The organism is Streptomyces sp. NPDC058373 (genome assembly GCF_042723275.1).
Classification (GTDB): Bacteria; Actinomycetota; Actinomycetes; order Streptomycetales; family Streptomycetaceae; genus Streptomyces.
Window position 1 is genome coordinate 21,669 of the sequence record NZ_JBHXJE010000031.1, and the last position, 24,349, is coordinate 46,017.

22 protein-coding genes are annotated in these 24,349 nt (G+C 72.9%); 13 read left to right on the forward strand and 9 right to left on the reverse strand.

The genetic code is table 11. The features are described from left to right. Both ACFWMZ_RS18325 and ACFWMZ_RS18330 read left to right on the forward strand, forming a co-directional pair. Nucleotides 1-1,956, forward strand: coding sequence for a fumarate reductase/succinate dehydrogenase flavoprotein subunit (locus ACFWMZ_RS18325; RefSeq protein ID WP_383202633.1), 1,956 nt, complete (start codon nt 1-3; stop codon nt 1,954-1,956). Further along, nucleotides 1,953-2,702: a succinate dehydrogenase/fumarate reductase iron-sulfur subunit gene (locus ACFWMZ_RS18330; protein WP_383202636.1), complete on the forward strand. Its 750-nt coding sequence runs from the start codon at nt 1,953-1,955 to the stop codon at nt 2,700-2,702. Before ACFWMZ_RS18325 ends, ACFWMZ_RS18330 begins: the two co-directional genes overlap by 4 nt. A 328-nt stretch (nt 2,703-3,030) precedes the next feature. On the opposite strand, the gene ACFWMZ_RS18335 is transcribed toward ACFWMZ_RS18330, so the two are convergent. Together ACFWMZ_RS18335 and ACFWMZ_RS18340 are read right to left on the reverse strand one after the other, a co-directional pair. Beyond that, nucleotides 3,031-5,382, reverse strand: a complete 2,352-nt coding sequence (locus ACFWMZ_RS18335) for an ATP-binding cassette domain-containing protein (protein ID WP_383182975.1) — start codon at nt 5,380-5,382, stop codon at nt 3,031-3,033. A 60-nt stretch (nt 5,383-5,442) separates the two neighbouring features. After that, entirely contained in the window at nt 5,443-6,498 is a 1,056-nt protein-coding gene (locus ACFWMZ_RS18340) for an MsnO8 family LLM class oxidoreductase (RefSeq protein WP_383182977.1), read from the reverse strand. Nucleotides 6,499-6,592: 94 nt separating this feature from the next. Between ACFWMZ_RS18340 and ACFWMZ_RS18345 the strand changes: the two genes are divergently transcribed. After that, on the forward strand, nt 6,593-7,078 hold the full coding sequence (locus tag ACFWMZ_RS18345; RefSeq protein WP_383202639.1) for a haloacid dehalogenase-like hydrolase: 486 nt from the start codon (nt 6,593-6,595) through the stop codon (nt 7,076-7,078). A 33-nt stretch (nt 7,079-7,111) separates the two neighbouring features. On the opposite strand, the gene ACFWMZ_RS18350 is transcribed toward ACFWMZ_RS18345, so the two are convergent. Then, the gene (locus ACFWMZ_RS18350) at nt 7,112-7,336 is read right to left on the reverse strand and encodes a dodecin (protein WP_383182980.1); all 225 of its coding nucleotides are present in this window, start codon (nt 7,334-7,336) and stop codon (nt 7,112-7,114) included. A 224-nt stretch (nt 7,337-7,560) separates the two neighbouring features. Here ACFWMZ_RS18350 and ACFWMZ_RS18355 point away from each other — a divergent pair, with 224 nt between their 5' ends. Next, nucleotides 7,561-8,799, forward strand: a complete 1,239-nt coding sequence (locus ACFWMZ_RS18355; protein WP_383182994.1) for an extracellular solute-binding protein — start codon at nt 7,561-7,563, stop codon at nt 8,797-8,799. Nucleotides 8,800-8,852: 53 nt separating this feature from the next. Here the strand turns inward: ACFWMZ_RS18355 and egtD are convergent, their stop codons facing one another. The 4 genes from egtD to egtA are packed head-to-tail and all read right to left on the reverse strand — an operon-like array spanning nt 8,853 to nt 13,339. Continuing rightward, nucleotides 8,853-9,815, reverse strand: a complete 963-nt coding sequence (gene egtD, locus ACFWMZ_RS18360) for an L-histidine N(alpha)-methyltransferase (protein WP_383182982.1) — start codon at nt 9,813-9,815, stop codon at nt 8,853-8,855. After that, nucleotides 9,812-10,567 (reverse strand): ergothioneine biosynthesis protein EgtC, encoded by a 756-nt coding sequence (gene egtC / locus ACFWMZ_RS18365; protein WP_383202642.1) that lies wholly within the window; start codon nt 10,565-10,567, stop codon nt 9,812-9,814. Before egtC ends, egtD begins: the two co-directional genes overlap by 4 nt. A 19-nt stretch (nt 10,568-10,586) precedes the next feature. Next, a complete protein-coding gene (egtB, locus tag ACFWMZ_RS18370; protein ID WP_383202644.1) occupies nt 10,587-11,954 on the reverse strand; it encodes an ergothioneine biosynthesis protein EgtB in 1,368 nt (455 codons plus the stop codon). After that, nucleotides 11,951-13,339, reverse strand: coding sequence for an ergothioneine biosynthesis glutamate--cysteine ligase EgtA (egtA, locus tag ACFWMZ_RS18375; RefSeq protein WP_383202647.1), 1,389 nt, complete (start codon nt 13,337-13,339; stop codon nt 11,951-11,953). Before egtA ends, egtB begins: the two co-directional genes overlap by 4 nt. Before the next feature lie 248 nt (nt 13,340-13,587). On the opposite strand from egtA, the gene ACFWMZ_RS18380 reads away from it, so the two are divergent. Next, nucleotides 13,588-14,427, forward strand: a complete 840-nt coding sequence (locus ACFWMZ_RS18380; RefSeq protein ID WP_383202650.1) for a TIGR02452 family protein — start codon at nt 13,588-13,590, stop codon at nt 14,425-14,427. 27 nt (nt 14,428-14,454) lie between these two features. On the opposite strand, the gene ACFWMZ_RS18385 is transcribed toward ACFWMZ_RS18380, so the two are convergent. Together ACFWMZ_RS18385 and trxA are read right to left on the reverse strand one after the other, a co-directional pair. Continuing rightward, the gene (locus ACFWMZ_RS18385) at nt 14,455-14,913 is read right to left on the reverse strand and encodes a type II toxin-antitoxin system PemK/MazF family toxin (RefSeq protein ID WP_383182992.1); all 459 of its coding nucleotides are present in this window, start codon (nt 14,911-14,913) and stop codon (nt 14,455-14,457) included. Between the two features lie 162 nt (nt 14,914-15,075). Further along, the gene (trxA, locus tag ACFWMZ_RS18390) at nt 15,076-15,474 is read right to left on the reverse strand and encodes a thioredoxin (RefSeq protein ID WP_383202653.1); all 399 of its coding nucleotides are present in this window, start codon (nt 15,472-15,474) and stop codon (nt 15,076-15,078) included. Between the two features lie 124 nt (nt 15,475-15,598). Between trxA and ACFWMZ_RS18395 the strand changes: the two genes are divergently transcribed. The 8 genes from ACFWMZ_RS18395 (at nt 15,599) to ACFWMZ_RS18430 (ending at nt 24,346) form a co-directional block, all read left to right on the forward strand. Beyond that, nucleotides 15,599-17,059, forward strand: coding sequence for a dihydrolipoyl dehydrogenase family protein (locus ACFWMZ_RS18395; protein WP_383202655.1), 1,461 nt, complete (start codon nt 15,599-15,601; stop codon nt 17,057-17,059). A 789-nt stretch (nt 17,060-17,848) separates the two neighbouring features. Further along, nucleotides 17,849-18,283 (forward strand): substrate-binding domain-containing protein, encoded by a 435-nt coding sequence (locus ACFWMZ_RS18400; RefSeq protein WP_383171616.1) that lies wholly within the window; start codon nt 17,849-17,851, stop codon nt 18,281-18,283. Nucleotides 18,284-18,783: 500 nt separating this feature from the next. Continuing rightward, the gene (locus tag ACFWMZ_RS18405; protein WP_383171155.1) at nt 18,784-19,176 is read left to right on the forward strand and encodes a VOC family protein; all 393 of its coding nucleotides are present in this window, start codon (nt 18,784-18,786) and stop codon (nt 19,174-19,176) included. A gap of 110 nt (nt 19,177-19,286) precedes the next feature. Then, nucleotides 19,287-20,033 (forward strand): SDR family NAD(P)-dependent oxidoreductase, encoded by a 747-nt coding sequence (locus ACFWMZ_RS18410; protein ID WP_383171158.1) that lies wholly within the window; start codon nt 19,287-19,289, stop codon nt 20,031-20,033. A 75-nt stretch (nt 20,034-20,108) separates the two neighbouring features. Then, entirely contained in the window at nt 20,109-20,831 is a 723-nt protein-coding gene (locus ACFWMZ_RS18415) for a GntR family transcriptional regulator (protein ID WP_383171161.1), read from the forward strand. Between the two features lie 67 nt (nt 20,832-20,898). Beyond that, complete coding sequence (locus ACFWMZ_RS18420) at nt 20,899-22,053, forward strand: acyl-CoA dehydrogenase family protein (RefSeq protein WP_383171164.1); 1,155 nt, start codon at nt 20,899-20,901, stop codon at nt 22,051-22,053. Beyond that, complete coding sequence (locus tag ACFWMZ_RS18425) at nt 22,050-23,102, forward strand: acyl-CoA dehydrogenase family protein (protein ID WP_383171167.1); 1,053 nt, start codon at nt 22,050-22,052, stop codon at nt 23,100-23,102. The genes ACFWMZ_RS18420 and ACFWMZ_RS18425 overlap by 4 nt, the downstream gene beginning before the upstream one ends. After that, nucleotides 23,099-24,346, forward strand: coding sequence for a CaiB/BaiF CoA transferase family protein (locus ACFWMZ_RS18430; RefSeq protein WP_383171169.1), 1,248 nt, complete (start codon nt 23,099-23,101; stop codon nt 24,344-24,346). The genes ACFWMZ_RS18425 and ACFWMZ_RS18430 overlap by 4 nt, the downstream gene beginning before the upstream one ends. The last annotated feature ends 3 nt before the right edge of the window (nt 24,347-24,349 follow it).

A 24,349-nucleotide genomic window follows, 5' to 3' on the forward strand; every position in this document is an offset into this window, starting at 1 on the left:
ATGGCTGACACCGACTACACCCGCTACACCACCGGTGAGCCGATCGCCGACACCAAGGCGCCGGCCGGACCGGTCGGCGAACGCTGGGACACCCGCCGCTTCGAGGCGAAGCTGGTCAACCCCGCCAACCGCCGCAAGCACACCGTCATCGTCGTCGGCACCGGCCTGGCCGGTGGCTCGGCCGGCGCGACCCTTGCCGAACAGGGCTACCACGTCGTCCAGTTCTGCTTCCAGGACTCGTCGCGGCGAGCCCACTCGGTCGCCGCCCAGGGCGGCATCAACGCGGCGAAGAACTACCGCAACGACGGCGACTCCGTGCACCGGCTCTTCTACGACACGGTCAAGGGCGGCGACTTCCGCGCCCGCGAGTCCAACGTCCACCGGCTCGCCCAGATCTCCGTGGAGATCATCGACCAGTGCGTGGCCCAGGGCGTCCCCTTCGCCCGCGAGTACGGCGGCCTCCTCGACAACCGCTCCTTCGGCGGCGTCCAGGTCTCCCGCACCTTCTACGCCCGCGGCCAGACGGGCCAGCAGCTCCTGCTCGGCGCCTACCAGGCGCTCTCCCGGCAGATCGGCGCGGGCACCGTCGAGATGCACCACCGCACCGAGATGCTCGACCTGATCGTGGTCGACGGCAAGGCCCGCGGCATCGTCGCCCGCGACCTGGTCACCGGCAAGATCGACACGTACTTCGCGGACGCCGTCGTCCTCGCCACCGGCGGCTACGGCAACGTCTTCTACCTGTCGACCAACGCCATGAACTCCAACGCGACCGCCATCTGGCGGGCGCACCGCAAGGGCGCGTACTTCGCCAACCCCTGCTTCACGCAGATCCACCCGACCTGCATCCCGCGCACCGGCGACCACCAGTCCAAGCTCACCCTGATGAGCGAGTCGCTGCGCAACGACGGCCGGATCTGGGTGCCCAGGGCCAAGGGCGACCAGCGGCGGCCGGACCAGATCCCCGAGGAGGAGCGCGACTACTACCTGGAGCGCATCTACCCCTCCTTCGGCAACCTCGTCCCCCGCGACATCGCCTCCCGCGCCGCGAAGAACGTCTGCGACGAGGGGCGCGGCGTCGGCCCCGGCGGGCAGGGCGTCTACCTCGACTTCGCCGAGGCCATCGAGCGGATGGGCCGCAAGACCGTCGAGGCCAAGTACGGCAACCTCTTCGACATGTACCAGCGGATCACCGACGAGGACCCCTACCAGGTCCCCATGCGGATCTACCCCGCCGTGCACTACACGATGGGCGGCCTCTGGGTCGACTACGACCTCCAGACCACCGTCCCCGGCCTCTTCGCCATCGGCGAGGCCAATTTCTCCGACCACGGGGCCAACCGCCTGGGCGCCTCCGCCCTCATGCAGGGCCTCGCCGACGGCTACTTCGTGCTGCCGTCCACCATCAACGACTACCTCGCGCGCAACCCGCACTCCCAGGACGTCTCGGCCGACCACCCGGCCGTCGCCGAGACCGTCGCCGAGACCCAGGACCGGCTCAACCTCCTGCTCTCCGTCGACGGCGACCGCACCCCGGACTCCTTCCACCGCGAGATCGGTGAACTGATGTGGGAGTACTGCGGCATGGCCCGTACCGAGGAGGGCCTGCGCACCGCTCTCGCCCGGATCCCGGAGATCCGTGAGGAGTTCTGGCGCCGCATCAAGGTCCCCGGCTCCGGTGAGGAGTTCAACCAGTCGCTGGAGCGCGCCAACCGCGTCGTCGACTACCTGGAGCTGGCCGAACTGATGTGCCTCGACGCGCTGCACCGCGTCGAGTCGTGCGGCGGCCACTTCCGCGTCGAGTCGCAGACCCCGGACGGCGAGGCCGCCCGGCGGGACGAGGAGTTCTCCTACGCGGCCGCCTGGGAGTTCGGCGGCACCGGCGAGGCCCCCGTCCTGCACAAGGAAGACCTGGTCTTCGAGTACGTCCACCCCACCCAGCGGAGCTACGCATGAAGCTCACCCTGCGCGTCTGGCGGCAGAAGAACGCCGACGAGCCCGGAGCCATGTCCACCTACGAGGTGGACGACATCAGCCAGGACATGTCCTTCCTGGAGATGCTCGACACCCTCAACGAGGGCCTCACCCTCAAGGGCGAGGACCCGGTCGCCTTCGACCACGACTGCCGCGAAGGCATCTGCGGCGCGTGCAGCCTCGTCATCAACGGCGAAGCGCACGGCCCGGAGCGGACCACCGCCTGCCAGCTCCACATGCGGTCGTTCTCCGACGGCGACACCATCGACATCGAGCCCTGGCGCGCCGCGGCCTTCCCGGTCGTCAAGGACCTCGTGGTCGACCGGTCCTCCTTCGACCGCGTCATCCAGTCCGGCGGCTACATCTCGGCGCCCACCGGCACCGCCCCCGAGGCGCACGCCACCCCGGTGCCCAAGGCCGACGCGGACTTCGCCTTCGAGAACGCCGAGTGCATCGGCTGCGGCGCCTGCGTCGCCGCCTGCCCCAACGGCTCGGCGGCGCTCTTCACCGCCGCCAAGGTCAGCCACCTCAACGTCCTCCCGCAGGGCGCGCCCGAGCGCGAGTCCCGCGTGCTGGACATGGTGGCGACCATGGACGCGGAGGGCTTCGGCGGCTGCACCCTCGCCGGGGAGTGCGCCACCGCCTGCCCGAAGGGCATCCCGTTGGTCTCCATCACCCGCATGAACAAGGAGTGGCTGCGCGCCACCCGCAAGGGCGGCAAGCGTTAGGGGGTGTCTTCAACGTCCCGCACGGCGCCCACGGCGCCCGGCACGTGCTCTCACCGCACCGGGCGAAAGCCCGAGTACGGTCCAGTACGAGGACGTCCGCCCGGCGCGCCGAGAGCACGCACCGGACACCGCGGACACCGCACAGGACGTTGAAGACACCCCCCAGACCGCCTCTCAGACAGACGGGACCGGCCCGTGGTGCTCAACCCTCCGGTCCCGTCCCGTGTCCCGCGCCCCTTCCGGCGGGCCACCCCGAGGGCCCCGTCTCCGTCCCGGCCGGGCGCAGGCGGGGCTCCCGTGCGTCCCCGGCGCGGTGCCCGCCGCCCGGTCAGCCGCGCAGCGCCCGCGCCAGGTACGGCGCCGTGTGCCCCGAGGCGGCCCGCGCCACCACCGCGGGCGGCCCCTCCGCGACGATCCGGCCGCCCTCGTCCCCGCCGCCGGGACCGAGATCGACCACCCAGTCGGCGCCCGCCACCACGGCCATGTCGTGCTCCACGACCACCACGGTGTTCCCGGCGTCCACCAGGCCGTGCAACTGCCGCGTCAGCACCTCGACGTCGGCCGGGTGCAGCCCCGTAGTCGGCTCGTCCAGCAGGTACAGGGTGTGCCCCCGCCGGGCCCGCTGGAGCTCGCTGGCCAGCTTGATGCGCTGCGCCTCGCCGCCGGAGAGCTCCGTCGCGGGCTGCCCGAGCCTCAGGTAACCGAGCCCGACCTCCCGCAGCGTCGTCAGCGACCGCGCCACCGCCGGCGTCCCGGCGAAGAACTCCAGGGCCGTCTCGACCGTCATGTCCAGCACCTCGGCGATGGACTTCCCCCGGTACGCCACCTCCAGCGTCGGCGGGTTGTACCGCGCGCCGTGGCAGTCCGGGCACGGCGTGTACGTACTGGGCAGGAACAGCAGCTCCACCGAGACGAACCCCTCGCCCTGGCAGGTCTCGCACCGCCCGCCGGGCACGTTGAAGGAGAACCGGCCCACGCCGAACCCGCGCTCCTTCGCCGCCTCGGTCTGCGCGAACACCTTGCGGACGGTGTCGAAGAGCCCGGTGTACGTGGCCAGGTTGGAGCGCGGCGTGCGGCCGATCGGCTTCTGGTCGACCACCACCAGCCGCCCCACCCCCTCCAGCTCCTCGTCAACCTCGCCGACCAGCGTCGTCTTGCCCGAGCCCGACACGCCTGTCACGGCGGTGAAGGCACCGAGCGGGATCCGGGCCACCGTCCCGCGCAGGTTGTGCCGCTGAACCGGGCCGACCTCCAGCCAGCCGTGCGGCTCGCGCACCGTACGCGGCTCACCGGGCGGCCCGGCGAACAGGAACCGGGCCGTCGCCGACTCCGCCACCTCGGCCAGCGCGGCGGGCGGCCCGCTGTGCAGCACCCGACCGCCGTGGTCCCCGGCCAGCGGACCGACGTCCACCAGCCAGTCGGCGTGCCGGATCACCTCCAGGTCGTGCTCGACCACGAAGACCGAGTTCCCCGCCGCCTTCAGCCGGTCCAGCACCGTCAGCAGCGCCTCGGTGTCCGCCGGGTGCAGCCCGGCCGACGGCTCGTCGAGGACGTACACCACGCCGAACAGGCCCGAGCGCAGCTGGGTGGCGAGGCGGAGCCGCTGGAGCTCCCCGGCCGAGAGGGTGGGTGTGGTCCGGTCCAGGCTGAGGTAGCCGAGGCCCAGCTCCACCACCGGCTCGATCCGGGCCCGCAGGTCGGCGGTGAGCACCCGGGCCGTCTCGCTCTCCTCGCCGGTCGCCAGCGCCGCCGACAGCTCCGCCAGCGGCAGTGCCGCCATCTGGGCGATGTTCCGCCCGGCGAAGGTCACCGCCATCGCCTCGGGCCGCAGCCTGCTGCCCTCGCAGACCGGGCACGGCTCGCTGCGCAGGAACCGCTCCATCCGCGCCCGCATGGTCGGACTGCGCGAGTCCGAGAACGTCTTCAGCACGTACCGGCGCGCCCCGGTGTACGTGCCCTGGTACGGCCGGGGGATGCGGCCCTCGTCGCGCAGCGGGTGCACGGTCACCGTGGGCTGCTCGTCGGTGAAGAGGATCCACTCCCGGTCCTCGGCCGGCAGCTCCCGCCATGGGCGCCTCACGTCGTAACCGAGGGTGTCCAGCACGTCCCGCAGGTTCTTGCCCTGCCAGGCGCCCGGCCAGGCCGCGATGGCACCGTCCCGGACGGACAGGGACGGGTCGGGGACCAGCAGTTCCTCGGAGGTGGTGTGCACCAGGCCGAGCCCGTGGCACTCGGGGCAGGCGCCCACCGCCGTGTTCGGCGAGAACCAGTCGGAGTCCATCAGCTCTGCGCCCGGCGGGTACGTCCCGGCGCGGGAGAAGAGCATGCGCAGGAAGTTCGACAGGGTGGTCACCGTGCCGACCGAGGAGCGCGCCCCGGCGGAGCCGCGCCGCTGCTGGAGGGAGACCGCGGGCGGCAGCCCGGTGATGTCGCCGACCTTCGGCGCGCCGACCTGGTGGATGAGGCGCCGCGCGTACGGCGCCACCGACTCGAAGTAGCGCCGCTGCGCCTCCGCGTAGATCGTGCCGAAGGCCAGCGAGGACTTGCCGGAGCCGGAGAGGCCGGTGAACACCGCCAGCACGTCGCGCGGGATGTCGACGTCCACGCCGCGCAGGTTGTTCTCCCGGGCGCCCCGGACGCGGACGTAGGGGTCGTGCTCGGCGGTCTCGGTCTCGTGCATCGGCGTGCTCCGTGGGATCGGGTGGTTCACGCCCGGCCGCCCCCGCTGAAGCCGCTGGCCTCAGCCACCGTCCGGCGGGACGAGCCGGGCGAGCCGGGCGAGGCGCCGGTACGAGTCCAGCAGCCCCTCGCGATCGTACGTACTGGTCGTGACCAGCACCTCCTGAGCTCCCGTCGCCTCGATCAGCCGGCCCAGCCGGTCCGTGACCTGCTCCTCGGTGCCGTAGACCCCGCCCTCAAGTCCGGCCTCCAGCAGCCCCCGCTGCCGCTCGGGGAGGTCCCGCGCCTCGATCGCCCCGGCCGGTTCCAGCGGCGGGAAGGTTCCGTGGGTGCGGGCGTGCGACATCGCCCACGCCTCGGGGAGCAGCAGGCGGCGGCCGGACCCTTCGTCCGCGGCGAGGGCGACCTCGCCGGAGACCACCACGTAGGGCTCGGCGGCCCAAGGGCCCGGCCGGAACTCCTCGCGGTAGGTTCGGGCCGCCAGGACCAGCTTCTCCCGGCGCGGGCCGCCGATCACCAGCGGCAGCCCCGCCGCCGCGGCCGTCCGCGCGCCCGCCCCGGTCGCCAGCACGAAGGCGGGGACGCGTACGGCGTCGGCCGGGCGGGCGCGGACCCCGGCGGGGGAGGGGCCGTCGAAGTAGCCGAGCAGTTCGGCGAGGCGGTCGGTGAAGGCGTCCGCCTCCTCCTTGCCGCGCCCCAGCGCCTTGCGCACCCCGTCGGTGAACCCGACCGAGCGGCCCAGGCCCATGTCGATCCGGCCGGGGAAGAGCGACTCCAGCACCCCGAACTGCTCGGCCACCACCAGCGGCTGGTGGTTGGGCAGCATGACGCCGCCGGTGCCGACCCGGACCCGGGAGGTCGCCGAGGCCACGGCCGCCGCGAGGACGGTCGGCGCGGAACCCGCGACGCCGGGCACCCCGTGGTGCTCCGCGACCCAGAACCGGTGGTACCCGAGCCGTTCGGCCTCCCGCGCCAGCGCCACGGTGTCCCGCAGCGCCTCGCCCACCGGGCGCCCCTCCCGCACCCGCGAGCGGTCCAGGACGGAGAAGCGGACTCCGGGGAAGGGGCCGGCGACGGGGACGGGGGAGGGGGCGGCGGGGCCGGACGGGCCGTTCACGGTACTCACCTCCGCTGCAACGCCGCGCGCCACGCGCGCGATTCCCCCGCAGGTCCGGACCGCCGCAGAGGGGACCGGGCGCTACCGTGCCCCGGTGACCGACGCCCGCCCGATCGCCGTCTTCGACCTCGACGGCACCCTCGCCGACACCGCCCACCGCCAGCACTTCCTGGAGCGTCCCCCGCGCGACTGGCCCGGCTTCTTCGCCGCCGCGCCGCAGGACGCACCGCTGCCCGAGGGCGTCGCCCTGGCCCACGAGGCCGCCGCCGACTGCGCCCTGGTCTACCTGACGGGGCGTCCGGAGCGGTGCCGGGCCGACACCGAGGCGTGGCTGCGCGAGCACGGGCTGCCCGGGGGGCCCGTACGCATGCGGCGCGACCACGACCGGCGCCCGGCCGTGCGCACCAAGCTGGAGGCGCTGCGCGGGCTGCGGTCCGGCCGCACCGTGCGGATGCTCGTCGACGACGATCCGCTGGTCTGCGCGGAGGCCGAGCGGGCCGGGTTCCGGGTGGTGGAGGCCGACTGGGGCCGCATCTCGGCGGAGTTGCGCGCGGGGCAGGAGCGCGAGGGCCGTACCTGACCTGCCCCGGCGCCGGGATGGCGGACCGGCCGGTCAGGACCCGCCGTCGGCGCCCTCCAGGCGGAAGCCGACCTTCAGCCCCACCTGGTAGTGGGCCACCTGCCCGTCGGCGATGGCGCCGCGCACCTGGGTGACCTCGAACCAGTCGAGGCCGCGCAGGGTCTGGGAGGCGCGTTCGATGCCGTTGCGGATGGCCTGGTCGACGCCGTCGGGCGAGGTGCCGACGATCTCGGTGACGCGGTAGACGTGATCGGACATGGCGGACGTCCTCCTCCGGTACGGGTGGGCTCCCCGAGAGCTGTGTCGTCACCCAACCGTAATGGGCGGATTCGCCCTCAGCCTCTTGACCACCGATTTGGTCTATACCAGGGTGGGGCGTACACCCGTACGAGCGCGCGCGCTGCCCCCCACGTCGGGACTGTCTCCCTCCTCCCCGAAGGCAGAAAGCAACCCACGTGAAGACCCGCCGTACCACCCTTGTCGTGTTCCTCGCCAGCGCATCCCTCCTGACGGGATGCGGGCTCCTCCCCGGCGGTGACGACAAGGAGGAGATCACCCTCTGGCTCATGAAGGGCAGTGCGACGGCCGACTTCGTCGAGCGGTTCACCAAGGAGTTCGAGAAGGAACACCCCTCGCTGAGCCTCAAGGTCGAGGTGCAGGAGTGGACCGGCATCACCAAGAAGGTGGACGAGGCCCTCAAGTCGGACGACCACGACACCGCCCCCGACGTCATCGAGGTGGGCAACACCCAGGTCGCCCAGTACGTCGACGGCGGCGGCCTGGTCGACCTGACGCTGGAGTCGATGCGCGACCTCGGCATGGACGACTGGCTTCCCGGCCTCGCCGACCCCGGCCGGTTCGGCGGCTCGCAGTACGGCATCCCCTGGTACGCCGCCAACCGCGTCGTCATCTACAACAAGGACGTCTTCGCCGAAGCGGGCGTCAGCAAGCCCCCCACCACCCGCGAGCAGTGGCTCGCCGACACCGCCAAGGTCAACGACAGCGGCAGCCAGGGCATCTACCTCGCCGGTCAGGACTGGTACACGCTCTCCGGCTTCATCTGGGACGAGGGCGGCGACCTCGCCAAGGAGTCCGGCAACCTCTGGGAAGGCACCCTGGCCACCCCCGCCGCCCTGCGCGGCATGGAGTTCTACCGGCAGCTCCAGGAGCTCGGCAACGGCCCGAAGGACGCCGACGAGGAGAACCCCCCGCAGGCCGAGGTCTTCGCCAAGGGCGACGTCGGCCAGATCATCACCGTTCCCGGCACCGCCCAGACCATCGTCCAGGAGAACCCCGCCCTCAAGGGCAAGCTCGGTTTCTTCCCCGTCCCCGGCAAGACCGCCGCCAAGCCCGGCGCCGTCTTCACCGGCGGCTCCGACCTCGTGGTCCGCGAGAAGACCGACAACCGCGCCGGAGCCGTCGAGCTCATCAAGTCGCTCGCGGGCGAGAAGTGGCAGGTCGACCTCGCCAAGACGATGAACTACGTGCCCAACAAGACCACGCTCGCCGACGCCGTCAGCGCCGACGAGGGGTCCGCCGCGATGGCCGAGGGCGCCGCCCACGGCCGGGCCACCCCCAACTCGCCGCGCTGGGCCGCGGTCGAGGGCGACAACCCGATCAAGGCGTACATGACCCAGGTGCTCACCGGCACCGACCCCGAGACCGCCGCCAAGGCGGCCTCGAAGCGGATCACCAAGACGCTCGACCTGCGCACCCGCTGACCGGCCGGCCGCACGCCCGGGGGGCCGCCACCAAGGCCCCCGGGCGTACGGCGTCAGGCCAGCGACAGGGAGAGGGCGAACCGCCCCGCCCGGTCCGTCCACCACCCGGCCGCGCGCAGCCCCGCCGCCGCCAGCTCGGCCCGTACGCCCTCCTCGCGGAACTTGGCCGACACCTCCGTCCGCACCTCCTCGCCCTCGGCGAACTCCACCGCCAGGTCCAGTGCCGGGATCTTCACGGTGACCGCCGCCCGCGCCCGCAGCCGCATCTCGATCCACTCCCGCTCGGCGTCCCAGCGGGCCACGTGGTCGAAGCCGCCCGGGTCGAAGTCGGCGCCCAGCTCGCGGTTGACCACCCGCAGCACGTTCTTGTCGAACTCGGCCGTCACGCCCTGCGCGTCGTCGTAGGCGGCGAGCAGCGTCGCCTCGTCCTTCACCAGGTCGGTACCGAGCAGCAACCCGTCGCCCGGCGCCATCGTTGCCCGCACCGAGGCGAGGAACGCCGCCCGCTCGCCGGGGAGCAGATTGCCCAGCGTCCCCCCGAGGAAGGCCACCAGCCGCGGCCCCGGCAGCCCCTCGGGCAGCTCCAGCCGGCCGGTGAAGTCGGCGATCAGCGCGTGCACCCGCAACCCGGGCCGCTCCCGCGACAGCGCCTCACCGGCGCCGCGTAGCGCGCTCTCGCTCACGTCCACCGGGACGTACGCCTCAAGACCGGTCAGCGCGTCCAGCAGCAGCCGGGTCTTCTCCGAGGAGCCCGAACCCAGCTCCACCAGCGTCCGCGCCTCCAGCGCCGCCGCGATCTCGCCCGCCCTGTCCTGGAGGATCTCGCGCTCGGCACGGGTCGGGTAGTACTCGGGCAGCCGGGTGATCTCCTCGAAGAGCTCGCTGCCCCGGGCGTCGTAGAACCACTTGGGCGGCAGCGTCTTCGGCGCAGAGGTCAGCCCGGTGCGGACGTCCTCGCGCAGGGCCGCGCCGGTGGCGTTCTCGGGCAGGGTGCGGGTGATGCGGAACAGGCTCACGCGGAGGGCTCCTTGAGAGGGAGGAGGGTGACTTCCTGGGCATCGGCGAGCAGCAGGGTGCGGTCAGGCACGGCCCGCCAGCCCGGCTCGTCGTCGTAGGGCTCCGAGGCGACGACCCGGCCGCCGGCCGGCCCCGGGCGGTGGAAGAGGGTGTCGCCCCAAGTCGTGGCGGCGATCGAGCGGCCGTCCGTCAGCAGCAGGTTGAGCCGCGAGCCGGGCGCGGACGCCGCCACGGCGCCGACCGCACCGCCGAGCGCGCTCCCGGGCGCCTCACCGCGCCGCAGCCGCTCCCGGACCAGCGCCCACACCAGGGCCGCGTCGCACCGCGACTCCAGCTCCAGCAGGGCGAGCGGATCCAGCGACGCGGCGGGCTTCGCCAGGGACTCCGGCCACCCGGACACCGCCCCGTTGTGGCTGAAGAGCCAGGGCCCGTCGGCGTACGGCGCCGCCGCCGCCTCCGGGTCCGCCCCGGCCGCCGTCGCGTCGCGCACCGCCGCCAGCACGGCCGTGCTGCGCACCACCCGCGCCAGGTCGCCGAAGGACGGGTCCGCCCAGATCGGGCCGGCCCGGCGGTAACGCGCCGGGACCGGGTCGCCGGGCGCGTACCAGCCCATCCCGAAGCCGTCGGCGTTGACCGTGCCGTACCGCTGGTGGCGCGGCGCCCAGGACTGCCGGAACAGGCTGTGCTCCGGCGCGGACAGCAGCTCGCCCAGCGGCATCGCCGGGCCCACGTACGCCAGGTGCCGGCACATCAGGCCGCCCTCCGCCCGCTCACGCGGCGCCCTCGCCGACGGCGGCGTCCCGCGCGGTGCGGAACCCGGCGAAGATCTGCCGGCGCACCGGCAGGTCCCAGTTGCGGAACGTGCCCCGGCAGGCCACCGCGTCCACCCCGAACGACCCGCCGCGCAGCACCTTGTGGGCGTCCCCGAAGAAGACCTGCGAGTACTCCCGGTAGGGGAAGGCCGAGAACCCCGGGTACGGCAGGAAGTCGCCGGCCGTCCACTCCCACACGTCGCCGATGAGCTGGCCGACGCCGAGCGGCGAACGGCCCGCCGGGTACGCCCCGGCCGGGGCCGGGCACAGATGCCGCTGGCCCAGGTTGGCGTGGGCCGGCCCTGGGTCGGCGTCGCCCCACGGGTAGCGGCGCGCGCGCCCGGTGGCCGGGTCGTGGCGGGCCGCCTTCTCCCACTCGGCCTCGGTCGGCAGCCGCCGCCCGGCCCAGCGGGCGTACGCGTCCGCCTCGTACCAGCTGACGTGCACCACCGGCTCGTCCTCGGGCACCGGCTCCACCGAGCCGAACCGGCGCCGGAGCCAGGTGGTGCCCTCCCGCCGCCAGAACAGGGGCGCCGTCAGGCCGTGTTCGCGGACCATGCGCCAGCCCGCCGGATGCCACCAGCGCTCCTGGCCGTACCCGCCGTCCGCGATGAACCGCAGGTACGCCCCGCAGGTCACCGGGGCCGTGTCCAGGTGGAAGGCGGCCACCTCCCGCCGGTGCGCGGGCCGCTCGTTGTCCAGCGCCCACGGCTCCGCCGAGGTGCCCATGGTGAACGGCCCGCCCGGCACCAGGACCTCCGGGCCCGGCAGCGGGGCGGCCGGATCCGGGCGCGGCGGCGCCGGGGCGTCCAGCACGGCCGGTCCGCGCCGGAGCTGATGGGTGATGAGCATCGTCTCGTCGTGCTGCTGCTCGTGCTGGGCGACCATGCCGAAGGCGAACCCCGACACGGTCAGCCGCTCCCCCTCCACGGGGGCCGAGGACAGCACGTCCAGCGCCCGGCCCCGTACCTCCGCCGCGTACCGCCGTGCCTCCTCGGGGGCGAGCAGCGGCAGCGAGGGCCGCTCGGCGCGCGGGTGCTCGAACGCGTCGTACAGCGAGTCGATCTCCGGCCGGAGCGCCGGGCGGCCGCCGACGGCGCGCACCAGCCACAGCTCCTCCTGGTTGCCGATGTGCGCCAGGTCCCAGACCAGCGGCGACATCAGCGGGGAGTGCTGCCCCGTCAGGTCCGGGCCCTCCAGGCAGTCGGTGAGCAGCGCGGTCCGCTCCCGCGCGGCGAGCAGCGCGGCGAGCGCCCGCTCCCGCAGCGCGTCCGGGCCGGGCGGGGGCCCGGCGGGCTGCGGTGTGTCCGTGGACGAAGTGGTCATGCCGGCGCGTCCTCTCCCCTGACCGTCCCGTGCGCGGCGGGCCCCTCGGCGGGCCCCCGGCCGGACCGGATGTCCAGACAGGTGTCCAGGAAGTCGTCGGCGGGACAGCGTCCCGCCCGCGGGTACCGCTCGGCGAACGCGGCGACCTCCGCCGTCACTTCCTCGCCCACGCCGAGCCGCGGCAGCGCCTGGAGCGCCGTCGCGAAGCAGGCGGCGGCCGCCTCCCGCAGCTCCGGGTCGGCGAGCCCCGAGCGGGCCGCGTCCCGCCACAGGGCGTTGTGCGGGGCGGGCCCGCCGGTGGCCCGCTCGGCCAGTGGCTTGACGATCCGGTAGGCGGTCTCGGTGGCCTCCGGGTCGTCGAAGAGCGCGCAGGTCACGGCGAGGGGGACGCGCCAGCCGTCCTCGCCGGGCTGCGCGTCGATCATCCGCAGCTCCAGGTGGCCGCGCGGGCGCACCGGAGGGAAGAGCGTCGTCAGGTGGTAGGCGAGGTCCTCCTCGGTGACCGGGCGGGGGCCCTTCCCGCGCACCCAGTCGCGGAAGGTCAGCCCCTCGGGCGCGTCCCACGGCCCGGCGTCGGCGAGCACGCACATCACCGGCGCGTCCAGCACCCGTTCGGTCCAGGCCCCGCGCGGCTCCGCCTCCAGCGGCGGCGCCGCCGACCGGCCGGGCTCGATCTCGCCCCACAGCGACTGCCGGGTGGAGCGCCAGCCGGTCACCCGCCCCTCGTGGACCGGCGAGTTGGCGAAGGCGGCGACCAGGACCGGGCCCAGCAGATGGGCCAGCCGCCACCGCCGGTGGTAGCCCTGCGGCCCCGGCTCCTCGTACCCGGCGTCCAGGCAGACCTGGACGGAGGCCGAGGAGCGCATCATGTGCCGCCCGGCGGGGCCCGCACGGTCGAGGTAGCGCTCCATCGCGTCATAGCGCGGTTCCCGCAGCAGCCGCTCACCGGGGAGGGAGGGTTCGGTGCCCAGCCCTGTCACCCGCAGGCCGAGCGCCGCCAGCGCCCTGCGCAGCACCACCATGTCGGCGGAGACCTGCTCCACGCAGACGGCCAGCGAGGGCGCGGGCGCGGAGCTCAGTTCCAGCTGGCCCCCGGGCTCAGCGGTGAACAGCGAGGTCAGCGGCAGGTCCTTCAGGACCGTGTGGGCCGCGCGCAGCCGGTCGGCGGAGACCTTGCGCAGCGGGTCGGCCGCGTCGTGCACGAGCCATTCCAGCTCCACCCCCACCGTGCGGGGCGGGCCGGTCTTGAAACAGATGCCTCGCACCCGACCCGAGAAGAAGTCCTCGCTGACCCCCGCGGCCGGGCCTGCGGGCCAGGGCCAGGCGGGCGGCCCGCCCTCGGGCGGGGACGAGGAGGCGGACGAGGGGATCGACGACTGGGACATGGACGCACTCCTTGCGGGAGGACAGCCGTGGTGCACGGCGCTCCGCACGCGGCGGCGCCGTGGTGTCACCCGTCCAGCCAAGACGCTCGGCGCGCATCGCACAACCGCGCCTCTCGGCCGGGCCGATGATCCGGAGAAAGGAGTTGTGCCCCGGAAATCCCGGCCGCCACCATGGCACCACGAGCGGTCGCGCGGGAGCGCGGCACCGGCGCGCGGGAAGCGCCCGGGTGGTGAGCGGCAGGAGCGGTGTGAGCGCACGACTGCGGGGCATAGCCCGCGAGACGCAGGAGATCGTGGCCAGGGGCGGGTACCGGGCCCCGTCCGGAATCTGGCGCGATCTGTCCGGTGAGATCGCCGCCGCACGCGACGCCACCCGTCTCCACGGACCCGAGCCGATCCCCGTACCGGACTCCCCGCCCGCCGCCTCCACCGCCGTCACGGTGACCGCCGAGTCCACCACCGCCGCCCTCCTGCGGCTGGCGGCCGAGGAGGGCGGCCCGGTCGCGGCCCTCAACTTCGCCTCCGCCCGCAATCCCGGCGGCGGCTACCTCAACGGTGCCCAGGCCCAGGAGGAGCCGGTCTGCCGGGCCACCGCGCTCTACGACTGCCTGCTGCGCGCCCCCGGCTACTACGCCCACCACCGCGAGCACCGGGACGCCCTCTACTCCGACCGGGTCATCTTCTCGCCCGGCGTGCCCGTCTTCCGCGACGACGGGGGCGCCCTGCTGGAGACCCCCCGCACCGCCGCGTTCCTCACCAGCCCGGCGCCCAACGCGGGCGTGCTGCGCCGCGCCGACCCCGTCCGCGCGGCCGCCGAGGTGGCACCCGCGCTCGCCCGCCGGGCGGAGCGCGTCGTGGAGTGCGCCGCCGCCCACGGCGTGCGGCGGCTGGTGCTCGGCGCCTGGGGCTGCGGCGTCTTCCAGAACGACCCGGCCGAGGTGGCCGACGCCTTCCGGCGGCTGCTGACCGCGCCCGGGGCGCGTTTCGCCCGCACCTTCGACACGGTGGTTTTCGCCGTCCTGGACCGGTCGCGGACGGCCGCCACCCGGGCCGCCTTCGAAGCCGCCTTCGCCCCGGAGCGGCCCTGACCGGGCCGCTCCCGAGGCGGCGAGGGGCTACTTCCAGCCGTACCGCTCTCGCAGCCGCAGCACGACGAGATTGAAGCGGCCCCGGTCCAGCGCGCACGCCTCGCGCCGCATGCCGTCCTCGTGCACCCGCAGCACCCGGTCCACCGCGACCCACGACGGGCGGCCCTCCCGGTCCCAGGGGCCCGCGCCGATCGCCACCCAGCCGTTGTCGCCGCGCCGGTCCTTGCTGGTGAGCTGCACGGCCAGCAGCGTGCCCGCCGGCTCGCGCGCCACCACCAGCACCGGGCGGTCCTTGCCCCGGCCGTCGTTCTCCTCGTAGGGGACCCAGGTCCAGACGATCTCGCCGGGATCGGGGTCACCGTCCTTCTCGGGCGCGTACTCGGTCCGTACCGCGCCGACGCGGCGGGGGTCCGCCTCGGCCGTCGCCGCGGCGCCGTCACGGCCGGGGGAGGGGGAGAAGGGCAGGTCACCGGTGTCGATAGTCACCCGCGCCACGGTAGGCCCTGCCGTCGGCAACCCGCCCACCGGGTGCGGGGGTTCACCGAGGCACACGCGGAGGCCGGGCCGGGCACGAGAAAGGCGGGGCCGCACCGGAATTCCGGTGCGGCCCCGCCTGTGAGGGGTGCGGCGGACAGCAGGGGTGGTGGGTCAGCCCTGCGCGTCCGGCTGCTCGCCCTTGGCCTCGGCGGCCTGCGCCTCGGCCACCGACTTGTGGACCTCCTGCATGTCCAGGGCGCGGGCCTGGCCGATCACGTCCTCCAGGGCCTCCGCGGGCAGCGCGCCGGGCTGGGCGAAGACGGCCACCCGGTCGCGGACGATCATCAGGGTCGGGATCGACTGGATGCCGAACGCGGCGGCCAGCTCCTGCTGGGCCTCCGTGTCGACCTTGCCGAAGACCAGGTCGGAGTGGGTTTCGGAGGCCGTCTCGTAGACCGGTGCGAACGAACGGCACGGACCGCACCAGGACGCCCAGAAATCGATCAGGACGAACTCGTTGTCCATCACCGTCTGGTCGAAGTTCTCCTTGGTGAGTTCCACAGTGCTCATGGCGTCGTACCTTCCTGCTGACTGCTGAACCGCCTCGCACAACGGCACGGCGGGCGGGTGTATTCCGTATCCGGGTGCCGCTACCCGTGTGGCCACGACGCACACCCCCCGTCACACTGACGGCATGACGCAAGCCCGAACGGACGACACGCCCACCCCCGCGGAGACTCCGGATCACACCTACGACGTGGTCGTCGTCGGTGCCGGACCCGTGGGCGAGAACGTCGCCGACCGCGCCCGCGCGGCCGGTCTGAGCGCCGCGATCGTGGAGAGCGAACTGGTCGGCGGCGAATGTTCCTACTGGGCGTGCATGCCCAGCAAGGCGCTGCTCCGCCCGGTCCTCGCCCAGGCCGACGCCCGCAGACTGCCCGGTCTGGAGCGGATGACCGCGGGCCCGCTCGACACCGGAGCCGTCCTCGCCCGCCGCGACAGCTTCGCCTCCGACTGGAAGGACGACAGCCAGGTGGAGTGGGTCGACTCCACCGGCACCGACCTGTACCGGGGCCACGGCCGCCTCGCGGGGGAGCGCCGGGTCACCGTGACCGCCGGTGACGGCAAGGTCACCACGCTCGCCGCCCGCCACGCCGTCGCCCTGAGCACCGGTACCGGCGCCGCACTGCCCGACCTGCCCGGCATCGAGGAGGCCCGTCCCTGGACCAGCCGGGAGGCGACCAGCGCCACCGAGGCGCCCGGCCGGCTCGCCGTGATCGGCGGCTCCGTGGTGGGCGTCGAGATGGCCACCGCCTGGCAGGGGCTCGGCTCGCAGGTCACCCTGCTGGTCCGGGGCGGCGGCCTGCTGCCGCGGATGGAGCCGTTCGCCGGGGAGCTGGTCGCCGAGAGCCTGCGGGCCGCCGGGGCCGACGTCCGCACCGGCGTCTCGGTCACCGGGCTGTCGCGCGACGCCTCCGGGGTCACCCTCACCCTGGACGACGGCGCCCGCCTCCAGGTGGACGAGGTCCTCTTCGCCACCGGCCGCAAGCCGCGCACCGGCGACCTCGGCCTCGACACGGTGGGCCTCACCCCGGGCGACTGGCTCACCGTCGACGACACCTTGAGGGTCACCGGCAGCGACTGGCTCTACGCGGTCGGCGACTGCAACCACCGCGCACTCCTGACCCACCAGGGCAAGTACCAGGCGCGGATCGCCGGGGCGGTCATCGCGGCCCGCGCGCAGGGGCGGCCGCTGGACACCGGCCGCTGGGGCGCGCACAGCGCCACCGCCGACCACGACGCGGTGCCGCAGGTCGTCTTCACCGACCCCGAGGCCGCCTCGGTCGGCCTGACCCTGCAGGAGGCCGAATCGGCCGGCCACCGGGTCCGCGCCGTCGACCAGGACCTCTCCCAGATCGCCGGCGCCGCCCTGTACGGCGACGACTACCGGGGCCAGGCCCGCATGGTGGTCGGCCTCGACCGGGAGGTGCTCCTCGGCGTCACCTTCGTCGGCCCCGGCGTCGGCGAACTCCTCCACTCCGCCACCGTCGCCGTCGCGGGCGAGGTTCCCGTCGACCGTCTCTGGCACGCCGTCCCGGCCTACCCGACGATCAGCGAGGTGTGGCTGCGGCTGCTGGAGGCGTTGAGGGGTTAGGAACCGCCGTTGAGTACCCACAGCGGAAGGTGTCTCGACAGGCTGTGTGGCTGAAGCCCGTCAGCGTGCACAAGCCCTGGGCTCTGCCGATGGTCCGCTCCGCGAGGTCCGGAACGACGCTTCGTCCGCGTCCTCGTGGTCATCTCGGCCTTCGCCACGTTCAGGTGGCGGAAGGGCTTCTGGTTCCGGTGGTCGAGCCGTCCGACGGTCAGACGACCTCGACGAATCCAGGAGTAGACCGTCTGAACGCTCACGCTCGTGAAGAGCGCCGCTTCCTTGACCTTATGCGGTGCACTAGTACAAAGCGCGAGCGCCCGGTTCTGGCCGGCGACGGAACACCGGACTTCAGTCGCCCATGGTGTCCTCCGTAAGTTGTTAGGTGGCCCGGGAGGGCTGGATGCGGCTGATGGGTGTCTTACCAGTTCAGAGGTCGGCACCTGGGAGAAGAGAGGCCTTGCGCTCCACGGGGATGTCGGACAGAGGCATGCGGCTCGTGGGATCCCGCGAGCCGGGCTTGGGCGGCTCGCTGTGATCATTCATCGCTCGGACTTTCTGTGGTCTGCCGACGTCAAGGCATCGAGGTCCAGGCCGGGCGCCATCAGCCGCGGATGACCAGTTCCGGAACCTCGACCCTGCTCTCGCCTCCGATGTCCGCACTGGACAGGGCGAGCAGGAGAGTGACCGATCCGGCTTCGACGCCGCGTCGGCCGTCGGCCCAGGTCGAGCACCTCGCCGGTCTCGGGCACCGCAGGCTCTCCATCGCCGAGTCGGCCGACCCCCGGCGCCCGCCTGACCGAGGCCCGGTCACGAGGCGCACGACGGATCGCCGAACGTATGGGACTCGACGTGGTGGACGCGCGCCCGGTGGACCACGGCGACGGGTCCGCCGCCTCCGCAGTCCGCTCCTGGGCCGCGTCCGGGGTGACAGGCGTTGTCGCTTTCAACGACGAGACCGCCGCAGCCACCGTGGGTGCCGCCCTGCGGGCCGGCCTGTCCGTCCCCGGTGATCTGGCTGTCATCGGGCACGACGACATGCCATTGGCGGCCATGTTCGTCCCCTCGATCTCCAGCGTGCGCACCGACACCATCGGCCTGGGGAGACGCCTGGCCGAACTCGCCTTGCACGAGCTCGACGGCCGTCCGCCGACCCAGGGGGTTCCGAACCTCGGCGCGACCGCCATCGCCCGGGAATCCACGGGAACCTGCTCAGATCGCGGGGCGTGACCTCGGTCCGGGAACGTCCCGGCGCCCGAACCTGCCGGCCGCGTTCACCAGCACATCCGCTCCACCGAGTACGCCGATGGCCGCGGCCACTCCCGCATTGACGGAACCCTCGTCGCCGACGTCCATCAGCTGGGTGTCGCAACGGACTCGTGCGGAAGGTGAACTTGTCGGACGGTGCCGGCGACTCCGCTGCGATCACGAACTGGCCGTGTCGGGCGTACCCGTCCCCCGCGCCACCGAGCTGGTGGCGAGACTGAGCTGACGCCACGAGTCTCTGCCTTGTGTCACCGGGCGGGCTTTGCCCTGTGTGGTGCGGGTCGAGGCAGTGCAGGGGGCGGGCCCGCGGGCGTCCCGGCGGGGCGCGGGCGTCTCCCGCTCACTGGAACACGCGCCGTCGGCGGTGCCGGGGAGTTGTTGTACTACCCAGGTGATGGCGGGAGTCGCCAGGCTGGTCGGGCCGGGTACCCACGCCGCGACCCACCGCGTCATTGGAGAGACCCATGGCCGACGACCAGCGCTTCGCGTTCACCAAGATCGCCGTAGATGACCTCGATACCCAGTCCGCGTTCTATTCCGCCGTGCTCGGCCAGGTGGTCAGGCACCGCGTGTCCGGCGGGGAGGGCGACGGTGAGTTCTCGGAGATCGTCATGGGCTCTCCGGACGGCGACGGACCGTCCCTGCTGCTGGTGCACCACCTTCACCGCGAAACCCCGCCGCCGGGTGAAGCCGTGCTCGGCTTCACCGTTGCCGACGTGGAGCGTGTGGTACGGGCGGTGACGGACGCGGGCGGCGTCGTGTGCGCGCCGCCCAGGAGCCTGCCAGGCCAGGCCTTGCGCGTCGCCCGGGTGCAGGATCCCGAGGGCCACGCCCTGGAGATCATCCAACACATCTGACGTGCCGCCAAGAGTCGGTCCCCGGTCTTCGCCCCGGCGAGCTGGGACGTTGGGAACCGGAACATCGACGACCGAACCGTGGGATGACCGTGATACAGGAAAGGCAAGCGATGTTCGATCTGTCAGGACACACCGCGTTGGTGACGGGAGCCGGCCAGAACGCCGGGGCGGGGATCGCCCGGGCCCTTGCCGCTCAGGGTGCCGCGGTGGCGGTGAACGACCTCGTGCCCGAGCGGGCCGACGCTGTGACCAAGGAGATCGCCGCCGGGGGCGGGACGGCGATTGCGGTGCCCTTCGACGTCACCGATCTGGAGGCCGTCCAGCAGGGAGTGGCCAGGGCTAGCGCCGAACTCGGGCGTCACCTCGACATCCTCGTCCACAACGCCGGGGTCCCGGCAGACTTCGGGCAGGGACAGTTCCGCACCCTCGCTCCCGGCCGGTGGCGGGCTCCGGTGGAGATCAACCTGTTCGGCGCCATGAACCTGGTGTCGGCTGTCGCCGACGACATGTGCGAGGCGGGCTGGGGGCGGATCGTGCAGATCTCCTCGGGATCGGCACGCGCCGGATCTGCCACGGGGATCTCCCTCTACGGGGCGGCCAAGAGCGGTGTGGAGGGCTTCATCCGGCATCTTTCCCAGGAGCTCGCGCCGTTCGGCGTCACCGCGAACACCCTCGCGCTCGGGTTGCAGAGCAATGTCGCCGGCGAGAGCACGGAGGTGTTCGCGGCGAAGATCCCCTTGCGCAGGCTCGGGACACCGGAGGACGTCGGTGCGGCGGCGGTCTATCTCGCGTCGCCCGAGGCGTCGTGGATGACCGGGCAGATCCTCAACCTCAACGGAGGCAGCGTGACGTCATGACCCGGCAGGACGGCAGTCCGCCGCTGCGCCCGGTCGCCGCACACTCTACGGTGTAGCGAATTGTGAGGAGTGCAGATGCCGTCCAGTAAGACACGCGCCACCAGCCCCGGGCCCCCCGCGAACCAGGCGGTGTCCCGGGTGGTCACCGGAATCAAGCAGAGGATCCTGTCGGGCGAGCTGCTACCCGGTCAGCAGATCCGGCAGGAGCAGATGGCGGCTGCCCTGGGGGTGAGCCGCCTGCCGGTGCGCGAGGCGTTGCGTCAGCTCGCCGCGGACGGCCTGGTCGTCCACGAGCACCATGTCGGGTTTGCCGTCGCCCGCCTGGGCAGGTCCGAGTTCGACCAGGTCTATCTGATGCGGCGGCTCCTGGAGACGGAGGCGATCCGCAGCCTGCCGCGTCCGTCCGTCGCCCAGCTTGCCGAGATCCGCACGCTGGCCGAGGAGATCGAGCGAGCTGCCAAGGACCTCGACCTTGCCCTGATGCGTACGCTCAACAGCCAGTTCCACCTGGCGATCTTCGGTCTGAGCGACCTGAACCTCGTCGTCGGAGAAATCGCACGGATCTGGACATGGGCTCTTCCCTACCACTCGGTCTACCTCCATGACGAGGCAGGGCGGAAACGCATCCTCGCCGAGCACCGCGAGATGGTCACCGCGCTCGGTGAGGGGGATCTGGACCGCCTGGTCGCGCTCATGGACGCCCACCGCGCGGGCTCGGAAGCCCAGTTGAACCTGATGCTCCAGGCGGGTACGGCCGCCCGCCCCGTGGCTGACGAGCCGCAGGAGGCCGTCCACTGACCGGAACATCGTCATACGATTTCGGATCCCGTCGCCTAGCGTGGGCTGGAACCGAAGGAGGTGTCCGATGACAGCCACGATCGATCTCTCCGCTCATCGCCTTGATAACGCGTCACGGCTGCTGCGCGAGGAAGTCCGGGCCTTCCTGGCAGAGGAAAGGGCGGCGGGGACCTTCGTTCCGCGCTGTGACGCTTGGATGACGGCGGCCGACCGGGACTTCAGCAAGCGGCTGGGGGCGCGCGGCTGGCTGGGAATGACGCTGCCCAGCCGCTACGGCGGCCATGACCGCTCACCGCTGGACCGCTTCGTCGTCACCGAGGAACTGCTCGCCGCGGGCGCGCCGGTCGCCGCGCACTGGATCGCCGATCGCCAGATGGCACCGTCCATCCTCCGTCATGGTTCCGAAGAACAGAGGCAGCGCTATCTGCCCGAGATCGCCCGTGGCGCCTGCTACTTCGCCATCGGCATGAGCGAGCCCGAGGCCGGTTCCGACCTGGCGTCGGTGCGCACCAGGGCGCGAGAGGTGCCCGGCGGGTGGGAGATCACCGGGACCAAGCTGTGGACCACGGGTGCCCACTACGCTCACGCGATGGTCGTCCTCGCCCGTACGGACGGCTCACCGGCAGATCGGCACTCCGGTCTGTCGCAGTTCGTGGTGGACCTCCCGGCGCCGGGCGTCGAAATCCGGCCCATCGTGACGGCGGACGGGGAACACCACTTCAACGAGGTGGTGTTCGACGCTGCCGTCGTCCCCGAGGACAGTTTGCTCGGCGTACGCGGAGCTGGATGGAGCCAGGTCACCGCCGAGCTCGCGTACGAACGGTCCGGGCCCGAACGACTGATGAGTACGGTGCCGCTGCTTCGGGAGTGGGCGGACCATCTGGCGGAGCGGGGGATCGGCGCCGTCGAGGCGAGAGAGCTGGGAAGGCTCACAGCCCGGGCCTGGTCGCTGCGTCAGCTCTCCCTGTCGGTTGCCGCCGCCCTGGCTGAAGGGCGTTCCACCGAGACCGCCGCCGCCCTGGTGAAGGATCTGGGGTCACGATTCGAAGGAGACGTGGTGGAGACCGTACGCAGACTGACCGGGACGGAACCCGTCAGGGGAGCGACGGGTTTGGCGGGGATGCTCGCTGAGGGCATCCTCCACTCCCCGGCGTTCACGCTGCGCGGAGGGGCCAGCGAGATCCTTCGCTCGGTGGTCGCCCGCGGGCTGGGGGTCCGGTGAGCGACGACGTGCGGGAAGAGATCCGCTCTGCCGTCAGCGCCATCCTGCGGCGCGGCGAGGCGAGCGCGTCCGGCCCGGGAGGCTTCGACGGCCTCCTGTGGAAGGGCTTGAGTGAAACGGGATTCCACTTGCTGGGGGTCCCGGAGGAGTCGGGCGGCAGCGGCGGCACACTCCGCGACCTGGCGGTCGTGGTCGACCTGACCGCCTTCCACGCCGCCGACGTCCCGGTGGCCGAGACCGCGTTCCTGGCGGGCTGGCTCCTGGCGCAGGCCGGCCTGCCCCTGCCGGAGGGACTCGTGGTCGCCTCGCTCGACGAGGCCCGTGGCCAGTGGCGCAACGGTACGCTCCGCCTGTCCGGGCGGCTGCGGACACCCTGGGGCCGGCATGCGGACCACGTCGTAACCCTGGTCAAGTGCGGTGAGGAAGTGCTCGTCACTGTCGTACCCGTTCGGCGACTCGCGGATCCGGCCGTCGTACGGGCGGACAACCTCGCCGGGGAGCCGCGCGACACGCTCGTACTGGAGGACTTCGAAGCCGGGGGAGCGGTTGCCCCCGCGCCACTCGGCGTCGACACCGCCGCGGTGTCGCGGCGGGGGGCGCTGGCCCGGTCGGTCCAACTGGCGGCAGCGGCGCGCGCGGTGCTGGAATCCACCCTTCGGCATGTCACCGAACGCGAGCAGTTCGGACGCCCGCTCGCCCGGTTCCAGGCCGTGCAGCAGCATGTGGCGGCCCTGGCCGCGGAGGCCGCCATGATGAGAGTCGGCGCCGATGCCGCGGTACTCGCGGTGGAGGCACAGGACAACGCGGATCTCGCGGTCGCCGCGGCCAAGGCGACGGCCTCGGCCGGCACACAGGTGGTCACCGCGCTCGGACATCAACTGCACGGTGCGCTCGGCTACTCGCGCGAGCACCATCTGGGAAGGGTGACCACCCGGATGTGGTCCTGGCGCGACGAGTTCGGCTCCGAAAGCTACTGGCAGGACCGCCTGGCCGCTCGCGTGGGCGCGGGCGGGGACTGGTGGCCGCTGGTGACGGGAGGCGAGCGGTGAACGGCGCCGGTGCTGTCCGAGGTCTGCGCGTCCTGGACCTGAGCCGGGTCCTCGCCGGGCCCTTCTGCGCACAGATGCTCGCTGACCACGGCGCGGAAGTCATCAAGGTGGAGGCGCCTTCGGGAGACGAAACGCGTCGCTGGGGTCCTCCGTTCGTCGACGACGCGGAAACGGCGAGCGCGTACTACCAGGGCCTCAACCGCAACAAGGCGAACATCGTGCTCGACCTGCGGGCGGAAGAGGCCCGCGAGGTGCTGCACAGCCTCATCGCCCGCTCCGACGTGGTCGTGGAGAACTTCAAGGCGGGAACGATGGAACGTTGGGGGCTCGGATACGAGTCCCGGCTCGCGGCGGAGTTCCCTCGGCTCGTCTACTGCCGGATCACCGGCTACGGCGTCGATGGCCCGCTCGGGGGCCTCCCCGGATATGACGCGGCGCTCCAGGCGTACGGCGGTCTCATGAGCGTCAACGGAGAGCGCGACGGCGATCCGCTCCGGGTCGGTGTGCCCCTGGTGGACATCACGGCGGCGCACCAGGCGTTCGCGGGCGTCCTCCTCGCCCTCCTGGAGAGAGGGGTCAGCGGGCAGGGGCAGCTTGTCGAAGCAACGCTGCTCGATGCCGTCGTGTCGCTGATGCATCCGCACAGCGCGGCCTACCTGCAGTCCGGCGAAGTACCGGAACGAACTGGGGCGGCCCACCCGACCGTGGCCCCGTACCAGGTCTTCCGTACGGCGCGAGAGGGCCGCCTGTTCGTGGCGGCCGCCAGCGACGCGCAGTTCGCCGCGCTCACCGAGGTACTCGGACGCCCCCGACTGGCCAGGGAACCGCGCTTCCGTCGCAACCGGGACCGCATCGGCAATCTGCCCGCACTGCTGGCCGAACTGGAACCCGCGTTCCTGGCGCGCGACGCAGACGAACTCGCTGGCGAACTGGTGGCGCGGGGCGTCCCGGCGAGCCCGGTCAACGACATAGCGGCGGCGCTGTCCGCCCCCCAGGTGATCCACCGGGGCATGGTGGTCCGGGACGGCGACTACCGGGGCATCGGAGTCCCCGTCAAACTGAGCCGCTCCTCGTCGGTGCCCCCGCGTGCGCCCATGCCTCTGGGAGCGGACACCTCCCGTGTACTCGCGGAGTGCGGCTACACCCCGCAGGACCTCGCCGCGCTACGGCTGTCCGGCGCCCTCGGACCGGCGGAAGCCGAAGCGGGCTCCGGGGATGTGAACGAGCCTCGTATGTCGCGGTGAAGG